Origin of the sequence: Buttiauxella sp. S19-1, from assembly GCF_022134725.1 — a bacterium.
Classification (GTDB): Bacteria; Pseudomonadota; Gammaproteobacteria; order Enterobacterales; family Enterobacteriaceae; genus Buttiauxella; species Buttiauxella ferragutiae.
This window is the reverse complement of record NZ_JAHWLU010000015.1, coordinates 41788-64740: the sequence shown is the minus strand read 5'-3', so window position 1 is coordinate 64740 and position 22953 is coordinate 41788. Positions and strand designations below refer to the sequence as shown.

Here is a 22953-nt window from a genome sequence, read left to right as displayed (position 1 = left end):
CTTTAGCACTTCTGTTTGTTTCAACTCAATGGCGGGAGACATTTTATTCAGCAGATGTATCAGAGATTTATTGTTCTCAAGATCAAGGCGAGCGGCAATACGTCCAAGGGTATAAACGACGTAGTGATAGGGCTTGTTTAATTTAACGGCAATTGCTTTCAGCGATTCTCCTTGCGCCACCCCCAACAGAATATTCCACTCCCGATTAGAGAACAGTGTCGAAGAGGATAAATCCGATGAGGAAGATAGCTCCTGCAGGCTTTGTTGCTGTGTCGATTGGTTGACCAGATTGGTGATTTCCTGCCAGCGTTCCACGACAGGAAAGCGTGACGCAGCATTAATCAGCTTCACGGCGCTTACGCAGCGGCAGGCTGTTAATTGCGTTATGTTGAGTTGCGGCCAGGTTTTTTGCCATTGCCGTATCGTATTCAACATATCAAGGGGCGCTTCATTAACACCATCAAGATCGAGGAAAATGCGTGGCAGGGGAATTTGTTCAAGCCACGCCTCAACTTCCTTTAGAGAAGCGCAGACCTGCGTATGTTGAGACTTGAAAAAGTGTTGCGTCAGCGCCAGGGCAAGCCAGGAATCGGTTGTCACCAGGATAAGATCAAGTGGTTGCGCAAGGGGTTCTGCGTGATTTTTTTGTTGCAGGTATTCCAGGCGGTCAAAGACAATCAGTGTTGTACTGCTATAGAGATTGGCCATGCTGCCATTTCTGATACGACGATATCTGCGTTTGCGTGCGGCTATGTACAAATGCTTAGCCATCCACTGCGCGAACTGAGGGCGTGTTCGCTCTGATTTGGACCAGCGTCACTGTTGAAGCAGATGTCATTTCCATATTTTTCGCTGACAGTATGAGTTAATACTGAGATTGCATCGCTAAAATTAATCAGAAGCTAAATGATTTAGACTTCTGATTATATCGTTACAATGTATTCTGTCAGAAAATAAAAATATAATATATTAGGCATGCCTTAAGAGCATGTAAGTAGTTTCTTAAAGAGATAATAACATTTGTGGGTGTTAAATGATAAGGAACGCTAACTAGTCGTTACGGCGCAAAAATATTGGCTAATGAATTAAAGAAAGAAGATGGATTTTTATAAAGTTCATCAACTCATACTGGTCCCGGATTTTCAGTTTTTTCATTATCACTTTACGATATATTCTTGCAGTATCTTCCTCTATCTGCATTAGATGGGCCGCATCCTGTAGCGAATGTCCCCGGGCGATGTAGATAAGTAACTGCCGTTCAGCACTGGTGAAATTGCATGTGGTGCAGTAGTAGCAAATCCTGGCAGACACCGCCGTGGTGTTGTTTCTGCGCCAGCCAGCCTCCGTCCAGTGGGCTATTTTACGGGTGACTTCATCAACCTCATCTTCGCGAAAGATAACCGGAAGCATATACAGGCATGGGCGGAACATGAGGCTTTGGTGTTCTTTATGTCGGCAAATAAGAATAACTCGTTGGGATTTTGTCGCATTGGGAATTTCAAAACAGTCAGCAGTAAACCAATTATCAGCCAGTGACATAAAAACAATATCGGCAGTACTATGTTCTTCGCCGGGTAAAAAATAAAAATCTTCATTTCGCTGGCGGTAAATTTTTTCAATGATAATTTTTAGACCATGAGAAAAATGACTATTATTTTCCCGTATCGCAATTGTAAGCATGGGGTTTCTCGGTGAGTAATAGAACGGATAACGATCGTAATGAAATAAATACTGAAATTAAATAACCTGAAACTTAATTGACAACTCGCTCGGGATGAGACATTGCCAGGGGATTTCCTGGTGGTTGGTAGCCAAGTGAAGAAATGGCGAGAATTAAAAAAATGAATCAACCCATTTAGCCCACAGTGATATCCCTGGTTTACAGCGCTGGCCACTCGCTTTATCCTGATGGGCGATTAATCACATATACGATTAATCAATGACTCGGGGTGCCCTTCTTTGTGAAGGCTGAGAAATACCCGTACCACCTGATCTGGATAATGCCAGCGTAGGGAAGTCAGATGCCTGTCCGGCATCCCTTCTTCACGCCGGACAGGAGCTTTATGATGCAGCCTGACCTGCTACCCGGCCACCGCGCCGTTTTGTCTTTACAGCAACTTCGCAACATTTCCCCGCTTGTTCACTGCATGACTAACGACGTCGTGCAGAGTTTTACCGCCAACGTTTTGCTGGCTATTGGTGCGGCTCCCGCCATGGTGATTGAAGCACAAGAAGCCGCTCAATTTAGCCCGGTTGCCGACGCGCTGCTGGTCAATATTGGCACGCTGACAGCCGATCGCCGTGATGCCATGCTTGCAGCCATTCATGCTGCAAATGAATCCGCCACACCCTGGGTGCTGGATCCGGTTGCCGTTGGCGGCCTGACGTTCCGTACTCAATTCGCCCATCAGGTGCTCGCGCTAAAACCTGCGGCCATTCGCGGGAATGCGTCTGAAATCCTCGCACTGGCGGGGGAGCATTCTGGTGGAAGAGGCGTGGATAGCACCGATGATGCGTTTTCCGCACTACCTGCGGCGCAGGCGCTTGCTCGACTGACTGGCGCGATTGTCGCGGTGACGGGTGAGCGTGATTACATTACCGATGGTGAAAACAGCTGGAGCGTGGCGGGCGGCGGCATTTTGATGTCGCGTGTGGTCGGCACCGGTTGTGCGCTTTCAGCGGTAGTTGCCGCCTGTTGCTCTTTGCCGGGCTCGCGGCTGGATAACGTCGCTGCGGCTTGCCAGTTTATGAAGTTTGCAGGCCAGCAGGCTATATCCGCCAGCCGTGGTCCCGGGAGTTTTATTCCGGCATTTCTCGATGCACTTTACGGGCTGAATGGGGAGGCGCTGGCATGAAAGGGTTAACACGTATCAATGCACTGACCATTGCCGGAACCGACCCGAGCGGTGGCGCGGGTATTCAGGCCGACCTGAAAACTTTCTCGGCGCTGGGGGCATATGGCACCAGTGTGATTACCGCGTTAGTGGCGCAGAACACGCGTGGCGTGCAGTCGGTCTATCGTATTGAACCGGCCTTTGTTGCCGCGCAACTGGACTCCGTGCTCAGTGATGTGCGCATCGACACCATTAAAATCGGCATGTTAGCGGAAACCGATATTGTGGAAGCGGTGGCTGAACGGCTGGCGTTTTACCACGCACAAAATGTCGTGCTCGATACGGTGATGCTGGCGAAAAGTGGCGATCCTTTGCTTGCGCCCTCGGCGGTTGACAGTTTACGCCGTCGGCTTCTGCCGCAAGTGGCGCTGATTACGCCGAACCTGCCGGAAGCCGCCGCCCTGCTGGATGCTCCACACGCACGCAATGAACACGAAATGAAGCTACAGGGCGACGCATTGTTAGCTATGGGCTGCAAAGCGGTATTGATGAAAGGCGGACATCTTGACGATGCTGAAAGCCCGGATTGGCTATTTACCCGCGATGGCGCACAGCGCTTTACCGCGCCGCGCGTACAAACGCGCCATACTCATGGCACTGGCTGTACGCTTTCTGCGGCACTCGCCGCACTTTATCCACGCTATCACGACTGGCCGCAAACAATTCTGGCGGCGAAAACGTGGTTGTCTCAGGCTTTAGAGCAAGCAGATTCGCTGGAAGTGGGTAACGGAATTGGACCGGTGCATCATTTTCACCAATGGTGGTGATTGAGGTAATACCACTATAAGACCATTGAGTTATACTGGTTTCACCTTATCTTCCGGACATTTGCGCAACATGGAACAGGTTCACACTCAGCTCATTGAGCAACTTATCCAGCGGTTTTCGCAGGCTGATAATACGCCGCTGTATTTGAAATTCGCCGAAACGGTGAAGGCGGCAGTACGCAGCGGTATTTTGCCGCAGGGCAATATTTTGCCGGGAGAGCGCGATCTCAGCCAGCTGACTGGCGTTTCGCGCATTACGGTGCGTAAAGCGATGCAGACGCTGGAAGACGACGGCGTGGTGACGCGATCCAGAGGTTACGGTACGCAAATTAACTCCACTTTTGAGTATTCGCTCAAAGAGGCGCGCGGGTTTTCTCAACAGGTGGTTTTGCGCGGTAAAAAGCCGAACACGCTGTGGGTCAATAAACGGGTGGTGAAATGCTCGCCGGAAGTGGCAGAACAATTAGCCGTGGCGGCAGATAGCGAAGTGTTCTTGCTCAAACGTATTCGTTACGTTGATGAAGATGCGGTATCAGTGGAAGAATCGTACGTTCCTGCGGAGTTGATCGCCGACCCTGATGAAATCGGTGTTTCATTGTATGACTACTTCCGCAGCCAGAACATTATTCCTCAGCGCACCCGCAGCCGCGTCAGCGCCAGAATGCCGGACAGCGAATTCCAGTCGCACATCAAACTGGAAACGCCAGTGCCGGTTCTGGTTATCAAACAGGTTGCTTTTGACCCACAAAACCGGCCCATCGAGTACAGCATCAGCTACTGCCGCAGCGATCTATACGTTTTTGTTTGCGAGGAGTAGACCCATCATACTTCAAGCTGCATCTTTGTTGGCTGCGTTCTCTCACCCGAATCACTTAGTTTACTAAGCTCATCGGGACTCGCTCTCTTGCCGCCGCGATGCCGCTCGAATTATTTTGGGTATCGGTATAGTTGTTCCAGAAACGGCGCACAGTCGCCGCCCCGATGGCTGACAACATAAGACGCAACTGCATTTCCCAGACAAACGGCCTCTGCCAGGCTCCATCCTGCAGCCAGCCCCGCTAACGTGCCGCCCGCATGGCTATCGCCCGCACCAATGGTATCAACCACTTGTGCCGGGAAAGGAGCCACCAGCGCGATAGCGTCGTGGGAGCCAAACCACGCGCCTTGTTTATCGAGCCGCACAATAAGCGGCGCGTCATAACGTTCAAGCCAGGCACGACAAATCCCTTCTATATTGTCGCCAGCCACCTCCAGCCATTCGGCTGCAATCGCGGCCTCCTGGCGGTTAAGCGAAACAATCGGTTTGCAGGCCATAATCCGCGTCAGCAGCGGGGCGGGAATATCAGCGATGCGTGGGCCAAAATCGATAAATGCCGTGACGCCGTTCAGCGATTCAAGCCAGCTCACCAGCAGTTCCGCACATGGCCCGGCCAGTTGATAACCCGAAAGCGACAGCAAAGTGCCAGGAGCGAGCTGTAACTTATCCAGCCACGGTTGATTCCACTGATGTTCGACACCTCGAAACGACATAAACGTTCTTTCGCCATCGGGCTCGACCAGCGCCAGGCACCAGCCGTTATCACCGCTGTTGGTGTGGATTTCGCTTTCGATGCCTTGTTTTTCAAGACTGCTGCGGATGATATCCGCCCAGGTTCCCTGGCCAATGGGCAGCGCATTTTTCGAAGCGATGCCGAGGCGTGACAGTGTTAGTGCGATATTCAGCGCACAGCCGCCGATATTTACGCTTTGTTGTTGCAGCTCGATATCGCAACCGCGCCACGGCAGAGAGTAAGCGTCGGCAATGACATCAATCACCGCCGAACCGAGTACGCAAACCGGGCGTTTTGCTGCCAGCCCTGGTAAGCGGGAACGTAATTCAGCGGCTTTCATTGCGCGCCTCCCTTTGCTGGCGATAGCCCATAAACAGGCGGCTGTAACGCGTAAAGTCGAGCTGGTTGACATCATCAAGCTCGCGTTTGAGTTCAGTATCAATGCTCTCTACGCCGTGCAGTGCGCCACAAATTGCCGTCGCCATCGCGCCGATGGTATCGGTATCGCCGCCGAGATTGGCGCATAAAATCGCGCAGCGGTTAGGATTGGTTTGCGCCAGTTCCACCATCGCAATGGCTGCCGCGACAGATTCAATAGTGCTGGTGCCGGTACCGACCAGTTGATAAATCTGTTCCATGCCAGACTCGGTGCCGGGTGCGTTTCTGGCCACGTTGAGCGCCAGTTCGATACGTGCGCCCAGGGAAGCATTAAATGTGGTGACGCGCTTTTCCTGAGCGTGGCGGGCAATCGACGGCAGTTCATCGCAGATGGTTTCCCAGCTTGTTCCTTCAATAGCTTTCGAAATTGCCCAGGCAATGACTACCGCACCGGCAAGGGCGAGGTCGGATTTGTGCGTCGGGCTTGAGGCGAGCGCTACTTCATCAATAAAAGCATCAAGATTGCCGGTAGGTAGCAGGCAGCCCAACGGTGAAGCGCGCATCGCCGCGCCGTTGGTTACGCCATTGTTTTCCAGCGCGCTAACCGGCGTGCCTTGTTTAATCGCATTCAATGCAATCTTTGATGTCGGGCCGAGGACGTTTTTATTGAACGCATCAAAGCCTTCAGCCCAGCTTAAAATGTGGCGGCCAATGGTATCGGCATTAATGACGCCATCATGTTCGATAATCGCGTCCGCCAGCGCCAGCGCCATCGAGGTGTCGTCAGTAAACTCTGCCCGGTTAAAATAACAGGCGGCGTTATTTTCCGCAGGGCCGGGCAGGAAGCGGTCAATCCAGCCAAAGTGCGCTTTCACTCGCGAGCGTGGCCACAACTCCGACGGCATTCCCATTGCATCACCTAACGCCTGGCCATAAAAGGCTCCAAGAATTCGATTTTCCATCATTTATGCTTCCTTTAGATCTTTTTCAGTTTGATTGCCAGCAACGGCAATAGTGGTGATCTCTTTGTCCGACTCGCGGAAAAACACCATAAACAGCACGGTAATGACTGTGATCATGATGGCACCAAAGCCCCACATTCCGGCCCAGTTGAAGGTCTGACCGTTTACAGGCGTTGGGTAGGCGAACATTTTTTCCATCATTGCTGCACCGATGCGATAGCCGAGCAAGCTACCGAACCCCTGACAACACAGCGTAATCAGCCCTTGTGCTGCGGTGCGCATATGGACGGGCGCTTTTTTATCAACGTAAATGTAGGCGGTGACGTAATAGAAGTCGTAACTCACGCCGTGCAACAAAATGCCAAGGAACAGCAGGCCGTAGGTAAAGATGTGGTCGGCGCCACCGTAAACGAAGAAGCCGTAACGGATGGCGGCGGTGATAAGACCAAGCAGTAATACCTTTTTAATGCCAAAGCGCTTAATAAAGAATGGCAGCGCCAGCATAAAGAAGATTTCGGAGAACTGGCCGAGCGTCATCCATCCAGTGGCGTTATGCATACCGACTTCGGTCAGATACCCGTTGGCGAAGATGTAATAGAACGCCAGCGGCATAGCAAACAGGAATGAGCAGAAGAAAAAGACCAGGAAGTTTTTGTCTTTGAGCAACACAATTGCATCAAGACCGAGCATCACTTTCAGGCTCATTTTGCCGGTGCTTTTTGGTGGTGTGTTGGGCAAGGCCAGCGCAAAAATACCCAGCAGCAATGAGCTACCGGCGGTTATCAGTAACGGAACGTTGGTGGGCGATATATCGCTAAAACCGAGCATTTGCGGCAAGAAACCGCACACTAAACCCGAGGCAATCCAGCCGATAGTGCCCATTACACGAATGCGCGGGAAGTCCCGCTCCACATCGTCGACATTGGAAAATGCGATGCTGTTAGTCAGCGCGATGGTTGGCATGTAGGTCAGGGAATAGGCCAGCAGCAGCGGGAAGAAATAGACAAACTCGGTTTGTTGCGCCGCCAGATACATCAGCACCGCACCGACAAACATCAACAGTGCCAGCACCTTTTGCGCGGCAAAGAAACGGTCGGTCAGCGAGCCGACCAGAATCGGCGACAGAATAGCGGCGATAGCGGTACAGGCGTAAGACCAACCGATTTCAGTTGGGCTAAAGCCACTTTTGTTGAGGAACAGCCAAAGCGGGACGAACCAGGCGCCCCAGATAAACCATTCAATAAACATCATGAATGAAAGGCTAATTGTTGTACGTTTCATACGTTGAACCTTCATGATTGTGTTGGGTACACCATAACCATACCAATCAATAATACCTTTTAAATACCTTTGTGTTGATTATATGATCGGTGTGGCAAAAAAACGCATCCGTGTTTACCAGACTATACAACCCAAAACCAACCAAAAGTGCTCCTGGAGTGGCGAAGAACGCCACTCACGACCAGGATTAGGTCTGCTTGTTTTTTAGCAGGACTATTCATCAACAGCGGGCAGGGCGCTCGCTGAAATAACGGGAGCGTATTATGACTGATATTGCGCAGTTGCTTGGCAAAGATGCCGACGGCTTGTTACAGCATCGTTGTATGACTATTCCGGCAGACCAGTTGTCTCTGCCTGGCTCGGATTATGTAGACCGCGTGATGGTGGATAACAACCGCCCGCCTGCGGTGCTCCGTAATATGCAGACGCTGTATAACACCGGGCGGCTGGCAGGCACCGGTTACCTGTCTATTTTACCTGTCGATCAGGGTGTGGAACACTCTGCTGGGGCATCGTTTGCGGCCAATCCACTCTATTTTGATCCCAAAAACATTGTTGAGCTGGCGATTGAAGCGGGCTGTAATTGTGTTGCCTCAACCTATGGCGTGCTGGCCTCTGTGTCGCGCCGCTACGCGCACCGCATTCCTTTCCTCGTCAAGCTGAACCACAACGAAACGCTGAGTTACCCGAATACCTTTGACCAGACGTTGTACGCCAGCGTCGAGCAGGCGTTCAATATGGGCGCGGTGGCGGTCGGTGCGACTATTTACTTTGGTTCGCCGGAATCACGCCGCCAGATTGAAGAGATCTCGGTGGCGTTTGAACGTGCGCATGAACTGGGGCTGGTTACTGTGCTGTGGGCGTATCTGCGTAACCCAGATTTTAAAAAAGATGGCGTGGATTACCACGTTAGTGCTGATCTCACCGGACAGGCGAACCATCTGGCGGCCACAATTGGCGCGGATATTGTGAAACAGAAGATGGCGGAAAATAACGGCGGCTACAAGGCGGTGAACTTTGGTTATACCGACGACCGTGTTTACACCAAACTGACTAGCGATAACCCGATCGATCTGGTGCGTTATCAACTGGCGAACTGCTATATGGGCCGCGCCGGGCTGATAAACTCCGGCGGTGCCGCGGGTGGTGAAACCGATCTTTCTGACGCGGTGCGCACTGCGGTAATTAACAAACGCGCAGGCGGCATGGGGCTGATTCTGGGGCGCAAAGCTTTTAAGAAATCTATGTCTGAGGGCGTGAAGTTAATTAATGCGGTTCAGGATGTTTATCTGGATGGCAAAGTGACTATCGCCTGATTTATTGCCCCTCTCCCTGAAGGCTAGCTCCAGCGCCTGTGGGAGAGGATTAGGGTGAGGGCACTCATCCGGGAGTTAACCCAGCAGCGGGCAGTTTGGTGGCAGGCGGCAACTGAGCGCATTGGGATGGATATCAATGCGGAATTTCTGGCTGGTCAACGGCTCGCCATCAAGGTTAAAGGTAATGTCGTGCGGGGCGGTTATCTCAAACCAGGATGAACGCCCATCAATAATATTGGGGTTGTCGTCTGATTGCGTGAGAGTTTTAAAAATTGCTGGCAGCAACTCTTCGCCAGTGAAAATCCGCAACTCTAACAAACCATCATTAATCAATGCCTGCGGGCAAAGTTCCTGCCCACCGCCCGCCTGGCGGCCATTGCCGATACCGATCACCAGCGCATCACCTTGCCATTCAAAACCTTCCCCACGAATTTCGCAGCGGTCAGGTTTGAGCGTGTCCAGGCGAATCAAACCATGAACAAAATAGGCGATACCACCCAGGGCGGCTTTTAGTTTTTCTGGTGTTTCAGTGGTGATACGCGTGCCAAAACCACCGGTCGCCATATTAATAAAGAAGTAAGACTCGTTAACCTGCACCAGGTCGATATCGACACCTTTACCGACAATCGCCAACTGCAAAGCTTTGTCGAGTTCCTGAGGAATGCCGACGCTGGTGGCAAAATCATTGGCGGTGCCTAGCGGGAGAATGCCTAGCACCGGACGATGTTCCGGAGCAAGTTGTGCCAGCGCCGTCGCCACTTCGTTTATCGTGCCATCGCCACCGCCCGCAACCACGGTATCCGCGCCTATGCGCGATGCTTCTTCCACATAACGAATCGCATCCCCTTTTTCCCAGGTGACGCGAATATGTAACGTATATCCTTCTTCGCGCATGACCTTCACGGCGCTACGCAAGATGTCGTTTTCCGCACCTTTGCCGTTCAGGATAATAAGCGTGACTGGAAACTGCTCCATGGTACACCTCTGGAAATGTGGTTGAGTTCAGAGTGTATCTTATCTGTGGCAATGACGAGTAAGAACAGGCTGAGTCTGTGGAGTTAAGCAAAAAAGAAGTTCCTTGGCAGAGATTTTATTTTTAATAGGATGTTGTACTTTTCACGAGTTAATTTATTTGAATTACGTCAACAATATTTCCCGTAATTAAACCTGAACAATATCACTATTAATTAATGGGCAGATAAAGTCGTGCCTGCATAACGGTGGTTCATCTGCGTTGAATGCGTGTAAAACCCTGGTGTATCGAGCTAACATCAACACTAAAAACAGGGTTATCAGACCAGTTGATGAAGTTGGTGTTATGTTGATTTTTGGATGTAAATGCGACTGAATTGCATTTGAGTTGGTTTTTTTATCTTTTAAATGGTTTTAAATTGCTATAATTCACTAAGAATTTTTCTTAGATCGGTAACCACGCAGGCAAACGCTTCGGCAGGGAAAAACGAGCGTGAATGAGGCTGAAAATGAGCCTAAAAAATGTGATCTATGTCATGTTTTTCAGTAACATAATGTCAGTGTTTGAATTGTTTTAATATTTCCAGTAATCAATTTTTAATGATTTTTAAGAGTCGCGCGCTCTTATTTTTCGACGAAAATTATCACAATTATCTTGTCAATTTAACTTATGTTGCATTATATTTCGCCCCCAATATAGATACGTGTCATGACAAGTGACCTCGCTACTGGTACTTCTTCTTAAGAAGTATCCTGTACTTCATGGATATTATAATTACTGGAAGTAATAAATTTAATTATGAAATTAAATAAACCTAACAATTTTAAATTGTCATTGCTGGCATCTTTAATCGTTTCTAATATCTCGATTTCTTATGCTGCTTCAACAATGGATTATGAACTCGAGGTTTTAAAAAATGTCGGGCAAGGTACGGCAATATCTTCTGATGGTAGTGTGATCGGTGGTACCTATGAAATATCTGACCAGGTTTACCGTTCATTTATCAAAAAAAATGGTCAGGATATTGATATCTCAGTATTGAATAACGATGGTCGTGATGTTTATATCACCGGGATTTCCGATAACGGTGAAGTTGCGACGGGTTACTTTAATGATGCTCAAGCCACTGAGTCAGAAGCCTATGTATATAACCTGGTCACGGGTAACGTCACCATTGTAGGTAAAGATAAAAGCCTTAAGGAAGTTTCTGCTCTTGCGGTATCTGGTGATGGTAAAACCATTGTTGGTTTGGCAGACCAACACGCCTACCGTTTTTCAGAAGTTGAAGGGCTTTCATTTTTAACTAACAGCAATTCCGGTCCTTCTAGTGCCAACGGCATCAACTACGATGGCAGTGTTATTGTCGGCCGAGCGTTAATCAACAATGAAGCTCAGGCATTTAAATATACTGATGCTAAAGGTGCTGTTTCATTAGGTTCTTTGCGTAAAAATAATGATGGTTCATCCGCTGCCAATGCCGTTTCTTCAAATGGCCTGGTGACGGTGGGTTATTCAGATGATGACAATGATGAGATGCATGCATTTCGTCATACTGATGCCGAAGGCATGAAAGATCTGGGTACCCTGAAAAAAGACAATACCGGTTTTTCATCTGCATCTGCGGTTTCACATGATGGCGAATTTATTGTCGGTTCTTCATGGAATGAAGATGATAATCAGCGCGGATTTGTCTATGTCTCAAGCGCGAACAAAATGTTCGAGCTAAGCCCTCTGGATAAAAGCCTGAATGGTGGCGAGTCCAGCGCCGAGGCGATTTCTGATGATGGCAAAGTGGTTGCCGGATATGTAGAAACGAACAACAATGAAACGAGCGCAGTGCTGTGGAAATTACACTATTCCACAGGTATGACGCCACTTGAGCCGTCTAAACCCGTTGAACCACAGAAGCCCGTTGACCCGATTGACCCACCAAAACCGGTAGACCCAGTTGATCCACCGAAACCAGTTGATCCGGTTGACCCGCAGAAGCCAGTTGACCCAATTGTTCCGCCGGACACGGGTGATCGCACTCAACCATCAAAACCAGTTGACCCGATTGTACCGATTGATCCGCGTGAGCCGACAGTGCCCTTGGTATCAGACCCAATTGATATCAATAAAACACGCCAGTCAATCAACAAAATGGCAGAAAACGGCTATAAGATTCTCGATCTCTATCAGACCGCGTTATATAACCTGGCTGAAAGCCGTTGCCAGATGGGCGATAGTGACCACTGCGTAGGTTTATTTACCCAGTATGATGACGTTCACCAAAATAACCGTATTGCGACAGGTCTGTTTGGTTCATTCCGTTTCCCGGCAGAAAACTGGACGATGGGTGGGTCACTGAATTTAGCCAATCATACTAATCTGGTCGAAGGTTATAAAACCAGCGGGAATAACCAACCTGGCGTGGGGACGTGGTTACGTTACCAGGAAAATAAAGATAACGTCGGCTTCAGTTCGGAAATTTCAGCGGCCTTCTTACAACAAGGACTGGAAATTAGCCGTGCCGCTCAATATGGGACAGAAGCGGGCAAAGGGAATTCTAAAATTAAAGGTTATTACGCCAGCTTAACCGCCAGTTACGGTATTGTTCTCAACGAACAAACACGCGTAACCCCACTGGCTGCGCTGAAATATCATAAGGTTTCTCGTGCCGGTTACACTGAACAAGATAATATTGATTTCCCTGCTACTTATGGGCGCATGGGCAATGAAAACTTCGATCTTCAGTTAGGTGTTGATATGAATCATCAGCTCACTGAGTCTGTCGAATTAGATGCGGGTGTCGGTGCTGATATTAAGCTTCATCATAAACGTGATGCGTTCACCGGCTTGATTCAGTATGTCAACGATGCGGATTCTATTTACGACCGTGGCGATAGCCAAAGCGTTAAGCCTTATGCACAAGTCGGCGTAAATTATTACATCACCCCTAATTCAACCCTGCGCGGGAATGTCGGCTACCAGACGACTGATTATCAGAACGACGGTATGCAGGTTGGGTTGAGTTATTCCTACCACTGGTAATGTTAATACCCTGCAAGCTGCAGATGCTGTCGCAGTATCTGCGGCTTTGTGGGAGCCCGCACTATTACACCTACTGCATCTGAACATGCCAAAGTGGTGCTTCATCTTCTTCTGAGTGATGGTATTGATAATTTGGGTGAATGATAACAGGTCTGAATTATAACTGATGTTGTATAAGATCAAAGCTCACCCTATCTCATTGAGGTAGGGTTCTGACCCATACAATAATAATTATGATGGGCCGCAAATGCAGCAAGACCGCCAGGAACTTATCCGATCGTTGTACAACGAGTACATCGAGATGTACGCAGCACGCGATGAACGCCTAACCACGCGGTTCAGTAACAATTTCAGTGGCTACACCGGCAGCGGTGATTTTCTGGTCAAAAACTCGGATGAGTGGGTGGAAATAACCCGCCAGGATTTCGCACAAATACCCGAACGTCTGCGCATCGAAACGCTGGATCTTTCTTTCCAGGATGTCAGTGACGATGTGGTGGTGGTCACAGCCTTCTTCCATATTCATTTGCCCATTGTTGATCAAATTTTGTCGAACGAAACGGCCCGGCTGGTATTGATTTTCCGACTAGAAAATGATGACTGGAAAATTGCGCATAGCGGTATCTCTATTCCGTACAGTTCAGGTCAGCAAGACGAAATTTACCCATTGATTGCAATGCGAGAGCAAAACCGCAAGCTCGAGGAACTGGCCAGGGAACGCACCCGTGAATTGTCTGCACGTAACCATATTCTGTGGCTGAACAATCAGGTGCTGGAGCAACTGAGTCAGAATGCTCCACTGTCCAGAGTACTGGACACCATGGTGAGTATTATCAATGAGTATCGTCCCGGCATGCAGGGAGCTGTATTGTTAGTTTCTGACGATGGCCGAGAGCTGAGAGGATGTTCCGCACCTGATTTGTCTGAGGCGTGGTTAAGCGCGACAAAGTGTCTCCCAATATTGGAAGGATTCGGGTCTGCTGTGACAGCCGTTCTTCGTGGAGAAACAGTCATTGCGGAGGATGTGGCAACACATCCATGCTGGGCCGAAAAGCGTGAAAAAGCGCTCGACCTCGGAATGCGTGCATCCTGGGCTCAGCCTATCAAAAACAATGAAGGGGAAATCCTCGGAGTCTTCACCCTGTATAAACGAGCGCCAGCAGTACCGGATATCCATGACCTTGCCCTGCTAGAAGACTACGCCCGGCTCGCGCAAATGGTCATCGAGCGTTCGCGTCTGGCCGAGGCATTGCATGAAAGCCAGGTACTCTATCGCCTGATAGCAGAAAACAGTAACGATGTGGTCTGGGTGATGCAATACCCCTCGATGCAGTACAGCTATATCAGCCCTTCAGTGGAGAGATTGCGTGGCTGGAAGCAGGAAGAATTGTCCAGTCACTGTCTGGCTGCCTCGATGTCACCGGACTCATTCAGGCAGTGTCGAGATGTACTGGCGGAGCATTTTCAGCGCGTTAATGACGGTGATATGACGGGCCGTTTCATCCATATTGAGACAGAGGTCTTGCACAGGGAAGGGCATTGTGTCCCTATCGAGGCAGCGGCGACTATCATGCTGGACTACGCAGGAAAACCGACCCACGCAGTGGGCAGCTCGCGGAACATCACCAAGCGTAAGACGGCGGAGAAAGCACTGGCTCAGGTTCGTGAAGAACTCGCCAACCAATTACTGTTTGCGCAAACCCTCATCAACGCAATCCCTAACCCGGTATTCGCTAAAGACTGTGCCGGACGCTATCTGATGTGTAACAGGGCGTTCGAAGAACTCAAAGGAAAATCACCCGAAGAAGTCCTGGGCAAAAACGCTTTCGATCTCTGGCCTCAGGAAGTGGCTCAGGTCTTTGTCGAGGCAGACATCGCTCTGTTAGATCATCCAGGTTCTATGGCCTATGAAGCGAGGATAGTGCATCGCGATGGATCATGTCGGGACGGGGTGTTTAGCAAGGCAGTATTCCACGACAGCAACAGCGAAGTGGCGGGTGTAGTGGGCGTCATGATGGATATCACAGAGCGTAAAGCTGCGGAGGAAGCCATCCGCAACATGGCGTTTGTCGATCCGCTGACCGGTTTGCCCAATCGGCGGATGATGGAAGAGCGGCTTGGGCAAATGCTTGCGCTCGCCCAGCGGGAAAAGCGCAAGTTGTCACTGCTGTTTATTGATTTGGATAAGTTCAAGGTGGTCAACGATCAGTATGGGCACAATGCCGGCGATTGGTTACTGATGCAGGTTGCGAGCCGGATACAGGCTGTTCTACGAGCGTCTGATATTGCCACGCGCATCGGCGGCGATGAATTCGTTATCCTCCTGCCTGATGTTAGCAACACAGAAGATGCTGTTTTGGTGGCTGAGAAAATCCGTGCCTTTCTTGAAAAACCTTTCATCATGGACGATGGTGTGGAGCTGGATATTTCATCAAGTATCGGTGTGGTGATGTACCCAGACCTGGCAGATAACGCTCGCGATTTACTGCATTCTGGTGACGAAGCCATGTACCGTGCCAAAAAGAGTGGCAGCAATGCAGTGGAAGTGTTTTGTAAGCCGACCCCGGATACAGAATATGTCATGCGCCGAGGACTTCAGTGCAATAGTCTTCATTAGCCCTGACGCCTGGGGGAACAGCATTGAAGAGTGCCGTTGCTTTTGCGATGGCACACTGCGTCACGAGCAACCAATCTACTGGATGTAAAAAGCACCTCAAACGGGATAAGTACAAAAAAGAAGGCCTGCGCAAGGGCCTTTTTCTTTGCCGCTAATACGGGCTTTCAGCGGTAGAATGCGGGTTTGCGAGATACTCAAGCCCCCTGAAAGCCCCGTAAAGCTACTCTTCTGTGGACACTGCGTGGACGTTTTTCACGTCAGTTCCACCGTGTAATGGATTTCGCATCACTGCATCTTGCAGGTACTCGGGTGCAAAGTGAGCATAGGTCATGGTTTGCTCTATTCGCGAATGCCCTAGTATTCGTTGCAACGTAATAATACTTCCCCCGTTGATCATAAAGTGAGTTGCAAAGCTGTGCCGAAGTGCGTGGGTTGCTTGACCAGATGGTAAATCGGGTTTCACTTCTTTAAGGGTTCTTCTGAACTGTGTATAAGACGCATCCAAAAACAGGAACCCTCGCTTGTTACAGCTAATCAGTTCGGCTACTTCTTTTGATACCGGAACTGTGCGCGGCCTGTTTGTTTTCGTCTTAACGAACGTCACACGATTCTGGATGATGTGCTCGGCTTTTAATTTCGCAGCCTCACCCCATCTTGCTCCAGTGCTCAGGCAGAGTACTGCGATCTTCTTGTTATCACCTTGCAACCTTGATAACAAAAGCACGATTTCATCCTGCGTCAGATACCCAGTTTCCGGTTGCTGCTCTTTGAGCCGCTTCATGCCTCTGAACGGATGTTCACCATTGAATAATTCAGCATCAATGAGCGCTGTAAACATTCCGCTCAAACAAGTCAGGTCGCGATTAATACTTGCAGGTTTAATACCCAAGCTCCTACGCACAGTGCTGTACTGGCTGATTAACGATTTAGTAATCTGAAACGCACATGGGTCTTCGGTTATCTTGGTAAAGAGTTCAATCTTACTAAGATACGATTTACCATAATCCTCATGCTGTCCTTTTAACTTCCACCACACTTGGGTTAGTTGTGACAGACGTCGTTTGTCTGTTGGCTTCGACAGCCATTCTTTATTGTGGTGGTTGTATTGAGTGTGTTTTTCAAATGCAACTGCCTCACTTTTCTTTTCAAACTTCCTGCGGATACGCTTTCCGTCGCGACCAGCAGGTCTTATGTCCACTTCCCATCGACCATCATCGAGTTTCTTGATTGTCATCAGAAAACCCTCCGAGTGGTATGTTTGCTTTTTGCTCGTAATTCTTTACGTCTGTACTTAGGGTATTTATCTGCCAATAACATACATTTCGAATGTATGTATCGATGATAAATGGTTATCCAGTTTTTTGCTCTGAGTGGGGTGAGGTTGTTATTCCTTGCCCAAAGTGTGCGAGTGCCGGTGCAATCTGCCCGGATTCTGGATTTATTTGGTCGGTAATGAACCACATCGTATATTTATTAAACTGCGGGTGTTGCAATATCTTCATTACTGCCTGTATTCCCATATCTTTAACCCCTTTCTCATAGCTAGACATTGAACTATAGGGAATTCCTGTTAACTCACTGAATTGTCTTCGATTAAGTCTTTCTGACTCACGCAAGATAGCAAGCTTTTCATGGATAGGTAGTGTCATAGATTTAAGTCCATTGTTGATAATAAAACGATAACGGAGTAATCTTTGCGAAATCGGGTGCTTAGTGAGTCGATTAAGCAACTACTCATGGTGACTATTAGCGATTTTAGACGACTAATAACGTAAACGGAGAATCGTAGCAGATGAGCAAACAGGTTGTAAGCGCCTCGGATGCCGTACCTTATCAAGAGTTCGCTCGGCTTATTGGGAAGCCGGTATCAGCAGTAAAGAAAATGATAGAGAGAGGAAAGCTTCCAGTAGTTGAAATGACAGATCCGCAATCTTGCACTGGTCGTGCTGGTGAGTATTGGATCTACCTACCAGCCTGGAATAATGGGATGAAAATGGCGTATGAGAGCCGCCCAAAAGAAATCAGGGAAGGGTGGTTAATGTGGCTGGGTTTAGGCGAGCCGATGAGCTGAGGGGAATGTGATGACGGAACCACGATGTATTGCTCAACTCCTGCACAACCATCAGGCAATGCGCCCGATGGATTTCACTATTACCCACGGCAAAGGACGTAAAGGCGTAATCATTCGTCAGCCGCGTCGTTATAACGTTGCCGGTGCTTTTCAGCGTTGCCTGAAAGTGGCAGGGAGACTATTTAAATGACAGTCATGACATTTGCAGTAGTGAAAAATCAACCTTCTGGCCTGCGTGGTCTGGTCGCTAAACACCTGGCAAAACCTCGCTGGGTTGAATCCTGTAATTTCTACAATGACATGCTGGAACGTGAACGCCTCACAGTTTGCTTTCACGCTCAGTTAAAACAACGCCATTCTGTCATGCGTCTGGAAGAAATGAACGATTGTGATCGTGAGCGTATTGTCTGCGCCATTGATGAACTGCGCGGCGCATTCACAAAACAGCGAGCTTTAGGCGTGAGCAAAGCAGGATTCATTGGTCGCCTGACCGTGAGCCAGCGACGCACGTTGTTTTTGCATGCCGGGCTGACAGAAGATGAATTTAATCAACCGTACTGGTATATCGAAAACGAACAATGTCATTGGCGGGATGCTCTCATACGGGCAATGCGCGAGCTGTTTAATTTATTTGAATACACGCCAGTAATATTGACAGCAGTTAAACCTGAACAATATCTCCATTAATTAATGTACGGAAAAAATTAACGCACTTCACTGTGTGTGGCTTTTTATTATCTGGAGTCAGGGATTGTGGCCGTAAGAATTAATCACCAACGTAACACCGAACAATTAAATTCACTTCTCACTCAGGCTCGAGCGGAAGGCAAGGCTGATGCGGCTGTTAAGTACTCGTCACACATTGACGGGCTAATCCGTCATATCACAAACAACGAACTGTCTGGTGTTGAGATTGTGGAACTACTTCACCAGGAATCGCGGAAGTTGCATGAATCAGGTCTGAGTTATCAGCGAGGGGCTGGCCTGTGAGTAACCGTCGGGTCATCGTCAAAAACTGGTATTCGGTCACTAAGCTGAATGGCTCATTTGTTCTGGCTGATGTTAAACACGATAAGGATACCGGTGCGGTTTCTTATCCAACGGTCGCCATTTATTCCAGTGAGTTAAAGCTGATTTCCGACCTGATTAACCTGATGGTCAAACGGGCTATTTTTCTGAAACGAGTCAATAACACCAACGAACTTTTAAAAGAGATAAATCACTGTGGCGAGCTGTGTCAGACCGCCATGAATAAAATCAATAATGTTGAGGGTTAAATATGTCTGTCCATATTCAGGTTGGCGATAAATGGGTCATTACCAGCGATCAGTATCAGTTTATTTTGCAGGAAAAAAAGATAGCGAAAACAGGGAAAATGGCAGGCAAAGAATGGTTAGATACTATCGGTTATTACCCGAAAATTAACCAGCTCGTATCCGGCCTGATCCACCATCATATCCAGACCTCTGCTGTCGATTCGATTGAAGCAATGACCGCAGAAATTGCGCGCATTGAACAAGTATGTGAAAACGCTTTTAAAGCCAATGCACAGTAATGAGCAGGGGCATACAGCTCCTTCTGCAACACCTCTGATTCAAAGCACCGGCAAGTCATTCGTCGGTGCCTATCCTTGGAACGCTCCGCGCGAGGCTATCTCGCGAGATCCCTATGACAGACCTCTTACACGTGACGAACACCGTCAGGTGCAAGCGGTTTTAGCTGATATTAATACGCTTCCTCATACCCTCGGTACCAAATTCAGTAACCGTTATTACTGGCTTAAACGCCACTCAAGCCAGCTTGATGCTCTGCGATTCCTGACCTCCACCTTTAAACGGCGCTTATGGCCGCGCATTGAACGCGTCAATCTCAATCACCGGATGAACACTGCCGCCTCGATGCGTTTTCTGTCCGAACAGGATGCTTATTCACAGCTGCCGGGTATGAACGATAAAGCGCTGGAGAAGTTCGCGGGTCGGATAGCGGCTCAGTTATTCAGTGCATACGAAGAACTCAGCGACAGCTACGCCAGTGAACATGAGGGCGATAAAAAGGAAGTGCTGTTTACTGATGAGGCGCAATCCTGGCTCTACGGTGAAATTGCGGGGGCAGCCCGCGCATTCAACGTTACGCCACTGCACTGGAAAAAGTATCGCAAAGGAAAACTCACAGTACGTGAAGCATTTTCAGCGGTGTTCCGTCTGATTACCGATGACTGGTGGGTGGGGCAGTTTAAAGCACAGCGCACCCGCTGGAATGAAGCGCTGTTAATTGCAGTCGGTGAGGTCAGTAAGAAACGTTCACCTTACGCCAGTAAACAAGCCATTCGTGATGTACATGCGCGTCGCCTGGCTAATCTGGAATATCTGAAAAGCCGCGAACTGGAGAACGTGGAAACCGGCGAGCGGATCGACCTGATTGATAAGGTGCTTAAAAGCATTTCTAACCCTGAAATCCGCCGCATGGAATTAATGAACACCATTGCGGGAATTGAGCGTTACGCCTCCAGCAAAGGTGATGTCGGAATGTTTATTACCATCACTACTCCATCCAAATATCATCCTACACGCGTCACTGGTGCGGATAAAACCGTCCAGCTTAACCATAAATGGAACGATGAAGCCTACAGCCCAAAAGAGGGTCAGCGCTATCTGTGTGACATCTGGAGCAAGATGCGCACCGCATTCAAAGACAATGGCCTTAATGTGTATGGCATGCGCGTCGTCGAGCCTCACCATGACGGCACACCGCACTGGCACATGATGCTTTTCTGCCAGCCCGACCAGCGTCAGCAGGTTATCGGGATCATGAGTCGTTACTCTTTAAAAGAAGATGGTGATGAGCGCGGGGCGGCCAAAAATCGCTTTGAATGTAAGCACCTCAACAAAGGTGGGGCGGCGGGTTATATCGCAAAATACATTGCGAAGAATATCGACGGTTACGCGCTGGATGGCGAACTGGATAAAGACACAGGCAAACCGTTAAAAGATACCGCAGCCGCAGTTAATGCCTGGGCGTCCACATGGCGCATCCCTCAATTTAAACCGATTGGTGTGCCGACAATGGGCGCTTATCGCGAGCTGCGTAAATTACCACGTGGCGTGAGTATCGCCAGTGAGCTTGATGAGCGAGTCGAAGATGTCAGAGCCGCAGCCGACGGCGGTGATTTTGATTTGTACATTGCCGCACAGGGTGGGGCAAACGTCCCACGTGACGCACAAACCGTCCGTGTCGCCCGTAAGGTGGCTGACGAGCTTAATGCGTATGACGAGGAGGTGCAGAAGGTTGTGGGCATCTTCGCCCCGCATCTTGGCTCTGACAATGTTCATGTCACGCGTACAACTCAATGGCGTATCGTTGCTAAAGCCGTTGACGTTGACCTTAATCTTTTGACCTTAAAGAGCGGCTCTGCCGCGACTCGGAGTCCTGTCAATAACTGTGGGTTGGGTGGTTTGAATAGTGAGGCTGATGTGCTACCCAAAGCATTTGAGCAGGCCGCATCGCTGTTAAATCTTCTTGATAGTGGTGAGGTTAGTGGGAGCGATGCCGACGTTAAAGCGGTGCCTCGAGAGCAAACTTCGAAAGTGAAGCAATCACAAAGTTGTTGCGATCCGATGAAAGTACATGGTTAGGCTGTTTCGGTACGAAGGAGGAAGAAGTAGGAATGAAGTTCTATCCTAAACGTAAAGTTTTGACTTGTTCTAATGAGCTACGATGGCACTCATTATGAATTTTCTACAAGCGATAGTTTTAAAATAACCTCTTCTCATTGCATTGATTTATAAGGAAATTATTGATAATTGTAGTGATAATTAGCTCCGGGCATCTCTTTGAGAAAAGTAATTTTTATGGTAAAAAAGATCATCATAATTAATCCCCGGATAACCGCCGGTCTCGTATGAAGCAAGTCAAGGGAAGGAGTAGGAGATAATGGCAAGCAATAAAACCTCAGTAATTGAAGAAAAGCTTGGTCGTAAGGCTGTAACCGAACTCGAACTAGAACACTTGTTACTTGATGTGGAAAACCCACGATTTGGTGAGGAGTCCTCTTCGTCTGATACTCAAATCGACGTGCTTAATAATATTGTAAAAAACTATGGTGTTACAGATGTAATAAGCTCTATTGCTGTTAATGGTTATTTTTCCGCCGAGCCAATGGTTGTCAAAAAAATAGGAAAAGATAAATATACTGTTATGGAGGGCAACCGCCGTCTGGCTGCATGTTTAATCTTAAAAGGGGATGATAGGGCTAGAGATCAATCAAGCTTACATCAACAATATATTGATAAATATAAACAGCATGGCTCCCCGAAAATAGATCCAATTCCTGCCATTATTTTTGAGGATGGGGATGAAGTTGATAAAAAATCATTAATATCCTATCTAGGTGTTCGACACATTGTTTCAACCAAGGATTGGGACTCTTATGCGAAAGCTGCGTGGATAGCAAGGACCATTAAAGATGGCGATATGAGTGTTAATGACATATCGACAATGATTGGCGATAGAAATAGTACGATAAAGCGCCTTCTCGCTGGTTATCATTTTATAAAGCAAATGGAGTCCACTGGTAAGTATAATAAAGAAGATAGTGTAAAAAAGGGCCGGGGAAGCAATACTAGTTATCCTTTCTCTTGGGTTTATACCCTGTTAGGCTACAAATCAGTACAGGATTTTGTAGGATTAGCAGATGATCCAACCATACCTGACCCTATAGATGTACAGAAGCTGGACAATGCGAAGTTATTAATGACGGCCATGTTCGGTAATAAAAATAAAGGCCAAAATTCTCAGGTACGTGATTCGCGAAATCTAGGTATTCTTGCCGAAGTGGTTGCTTCTCCTGAAAAAGTATCGTTACTCAAACAAGGTAAGGATGTAGCAGAAATATCTGATTTAACTCAGCCAATCGAAGAGCGCTTAACAGGTCTTATGCTTGAGATTAGAAGTAGATTAGACGAGTGTATTAGCCGTTTAGGTCGAGAAGATTTATCTAGAGATGGTGCTGTAGATTTATTGAATTATGTCGACCAAATAGGTAAACAATTTAGAACTTTCAAAACTGCTGTGACAAATGCAATTAACGGTGACAATGAAGAAGGATTCTAACT

General features: G+C 48.4%; 22 protein-coding genes and 1 riboswitch. Of the genes, 14 read left to right on the top strand and 8 right to left on the bottom strand.

Features of this window, described 5'->3' with window-relative positions:
• Positions 1-708, bottom strand: a 708-nt coding sequence (locus MES37_RS05970; protein ID WP_237930556.1) for a helix-turn-helix transcriptional regulator, incomplete at its 3' end; no start/stop codon positions are given.
• A gap of 369 nt (positions 709-1077) precedes the next feature.
• The gene (locus MES37_RS05965) at positions 1078-1680 is read right to left on the bottom strand and encodes a LuxR C-terminal-related transcriptional regulator (RefSeq protein WP_237930554.1); all 603 of its coding nucleotides are present in this window, start codon (positions 1678-1680) and stop codon (positions 1078-1080) included.
• A gap of 255 nt (positions 1681-1935) precedes the next feature.
• A riboswitch (TPP riboswitch) is annotated at positions 1936-2032 on the top strand.
• Between the two features lie 34 nt (positions 2033-2066).
• On the opposite strand from MES37_RS05965, the gene thiM reads away from it, so the two are divergent.
• From thiM to MES37_RS05950, 3 genes are all read left to right on the top strand, one after another.
• The gene (thiM, locus tag MES37_RS05960; RefSeq protein ID WP_237930572.1) at positions 2067-2855 is read left to right on the top strand and encodes a hydroxyethylthiazole kinase; all 789 of its coding nucleotides are present in this window, start codon (positions 2067-2069) and stop codon (positions 2853-2855) included.
• Positions 2852-3661 (top strand): bifunctional hydroxymethylpyrimidine kinase/phosphomethylpyrimidine kinase, encoded by an 810-nt coding sequence (thiD, locus tag MES37_RS05955; protein WP_121815245.1) that lies wholly within the window; start codon positions 2852-2854, stop codon positions 3659-3661. Before thiM ends, thiD begins: the two co-directional genes overlap by 4 nt.
• Before the next feature lie 70 nt (positions 3662-3731).
• A complete protein-coding gene (locus tag MES37_RS05950; RefSeq protein WP_237930544.1) occupies positions 3732-4478 on the top strand; it encodes a GntR family transcriptional regulator in 747 nt (248 codons plus the stop codon).
• A gap of 110 nt (positions 4479-4588) precedes the next feature.
• Here MES37_RS05950 and MES37_RS05945 read toward each other — a convergent pair whose 3' ends face one another.
• The 3 genes from MES37_RS05945 to MES37_RS05935 are packed head-to-tail and all read right to left on the bottom strand — an operon-like array spanning position 4589 to position 7832.
• On the bottom strand, positions 4589-5551 hold the full coding sequence (locus MES37_RS05945; RefSeq protein WP_064545146.1) for a PfkB family carbohydrate kinase: 963 nt from the start codon (positions 5549-5551) through the stop codon (positions 4589-4591).
• Positions 5538-6554 (bottom strand): ADP-ribosylglycohydrolase family protein, encoded by a 1017-nt coding sequence (locus tag MES37_RS05940; RefSeq protein ID WP_121815246.1) that lies wholly within the window; start codon positions 6552-6554, stop codon positions 5538-5540. The genes MES37_RS05945 and MES37_RS05940 overlap by 14 nt, the downstream gene beginning before the upstream one ends.
• Positions 6555-7832: a nucleoside permease gene (locus MES37_RS05935; protein ID WP_133521901.1), complete on the bottom strand. Its 1278-nt coding sequence runs from the start codon at positions 7830-7832 to the stop codon at positions 6555-6557.
• A 263-nt stretch (positions 7833-8095) separates the two neighbouring features.
• Here MES37_RS05935 and fbaB point away from each other — a divergent pair, with 263 nt between their 5' ends.
• The gene (gene fbaB / locus MES37_RS05930; RefSeq protein WP_237930542.1) at positions 8096-9148 is read left to right on the top strand and encodes a class I fructose-bisphosphate aldolase; all 1053 of its coding nucleotides are present in this window, start codon (positions 8096-8098) and stop codon (positions 9146-9148) included.
• Positions 9149-9223: 75 nt separating this feature from the next.
• Here the strand turns inward: fbaB and yegS are convergent, their stop codons facing one another.
• Entirely contained in the window at positions 9224-10123 is a 900-nt protein-coding gene (yegS, locus tag MES37_RS05925) for a lipid kinase YegS (RefSeq protein WP_064545154.1), read from the bottom strand.
• 886 nt (positions 10124-11009) lie between these two features.
• Here yegS and MES37_RS05920 point away from each other — a divergent pair.
• Positions 11010-13154, top strand: coding sequence for an autotransporter domain-containing protein (locus MES37_RS05920; RefSeq protein WP_237930532.1), 2145 nt, complete (start codon positions 11010-11012; stop codon positions 13152-13154).
• Positions 13155-13401: 247 nt separating this feature from the next.
• Positions 13402-15771: a diguanylate cyclase gene (locus tag MES37_RS05915; protein ID WP_133521899.1), complete on the top strand. Its 2370-nt coding sequence runs from the start codon at positions 13402-13404 to the stop codon at positions 15769-15771.
• 220 nt (positions 15772-15991) lie between these two features.
• Here the strand turns inward: MES37_RS05915 and MES37_RS05910 are convergent, their stop codons facing one another.
• Complete coding sequence (locus tag MES37_RS05910; protein ID WP_237930513.1) at positions 15992-17005, bottom strand: phage integrase; 1014 nt, start codon at positions 17003-17005, stop codon at positions 15992-15994.
• Positions 17006-17120: 115 nt separating this feature from the next.
• Positions 17121-17420, bottom strand: coding sequence for a helix-turn-helix domain-containing protein (locus tag MES37_RS05905; RefSeq protein ID WP_237930503.1), 300 nt, complete (start codon positions 17418-17420; stop codon positions 17121-17123).
• A 143-nt stretch (positions 17421-17563) separates the two neighbouring features.
• Between MES37_RS05905 and MES37_RS05900 the strand changes: the two genes are divergently transcribed.
• The 8 genes from MES37_RS05900 (at position 17564) to MES37_RS05865 (ending at position 22951) form a co-directional block, all read left to right on the top strand.
• Positions 17564-17842: a regulatory phage cox family protein gene (locus MES37_RS05900; RefSeq protein WP_121815252.1), complete on the top strand. Its 279-nt coding sequence runs from the start codon at positions 17564-17566 to the stop codon at positions 17840-17842.
• Positions 17843-17852: 10 nt separating this feature from the next.
• Positions 17853-18032, top strand: coding sequence for a hypothetical protein (locus MES37_RS05895; protein WP_237930501.1), 180 nt, complete (start codon positions 17853-17855; stop codon positions 18030-18032).
• Positions 18029-18529, top strand: coding sequence for a replication protein B (locus MES37_RS05890; protein WP_237930499.1), 501 nt, complete (start codon positions 18029-18031; stop codon positions 18527-18529). The genes MES37_RS05895 and MES37_RS05890 overlap by 4 nt, the downstream gene beginning before the upstream one ends.
• A 66-nt stretch (positions 18530-18595) precedes the next feature.
• Complete coding sequence (locus MES37_RS05885) at positions 18596-18832, top strand: DUF2732 family protein (protein WP_237930497.1); 237 nt, start codon at positions 18596-18598, stop codon at positions 18830-18832.
• On the top strand, positions 18829-19119 hold the full coding sequence (locus tag MES37_RS05880) for a DUF5405 family protein (protein WP_121815256.1): 291 nt from the start codon (positions 18829-18831) through the stop codon (positions 19117-19119). Before MES37_RS05885 ends, MES37_RS05880 begins: the two co-directional genes overlap by 4 nt.
• Before the next feature lie 2 nt (positions 19120-19121).
• Positions 19122-19397, top strand: a complete 276-nt coding sequence (locus MES37_RS05875) for a DUF5405 family protein (protein WP_237930488.1) — start codon at positions 19122-19124, stop codon at positions 19395-19397.
• Positions 19387-21474, top strand: coding sequence for a replication endonuclease (locus MES37_RS05870; RefSeq protein ID WP_237930562.1), 2088 nt, complete (start codon positions 19387-19389; stop codon positions 21472-21474). Before MES37_RS05875 ends, MES37_RS05870 begins: the two co-directional genes overlap by 11 nt.
• A 298-nt stretch (positions 21475-21772) precedes the next feature.
• Complete coding sequence (locus MES37_RS05865) at positions 21773-22951, top strand: hypothetical protein (RefSeq protein ID WP_237930479.1); 1179 nt, start codon at positions 21773-21775, stop codon at positions 22949-22951.
• The last annotated feature ends 2 nt before the right edge of the window (positions 22952-22953 follow it).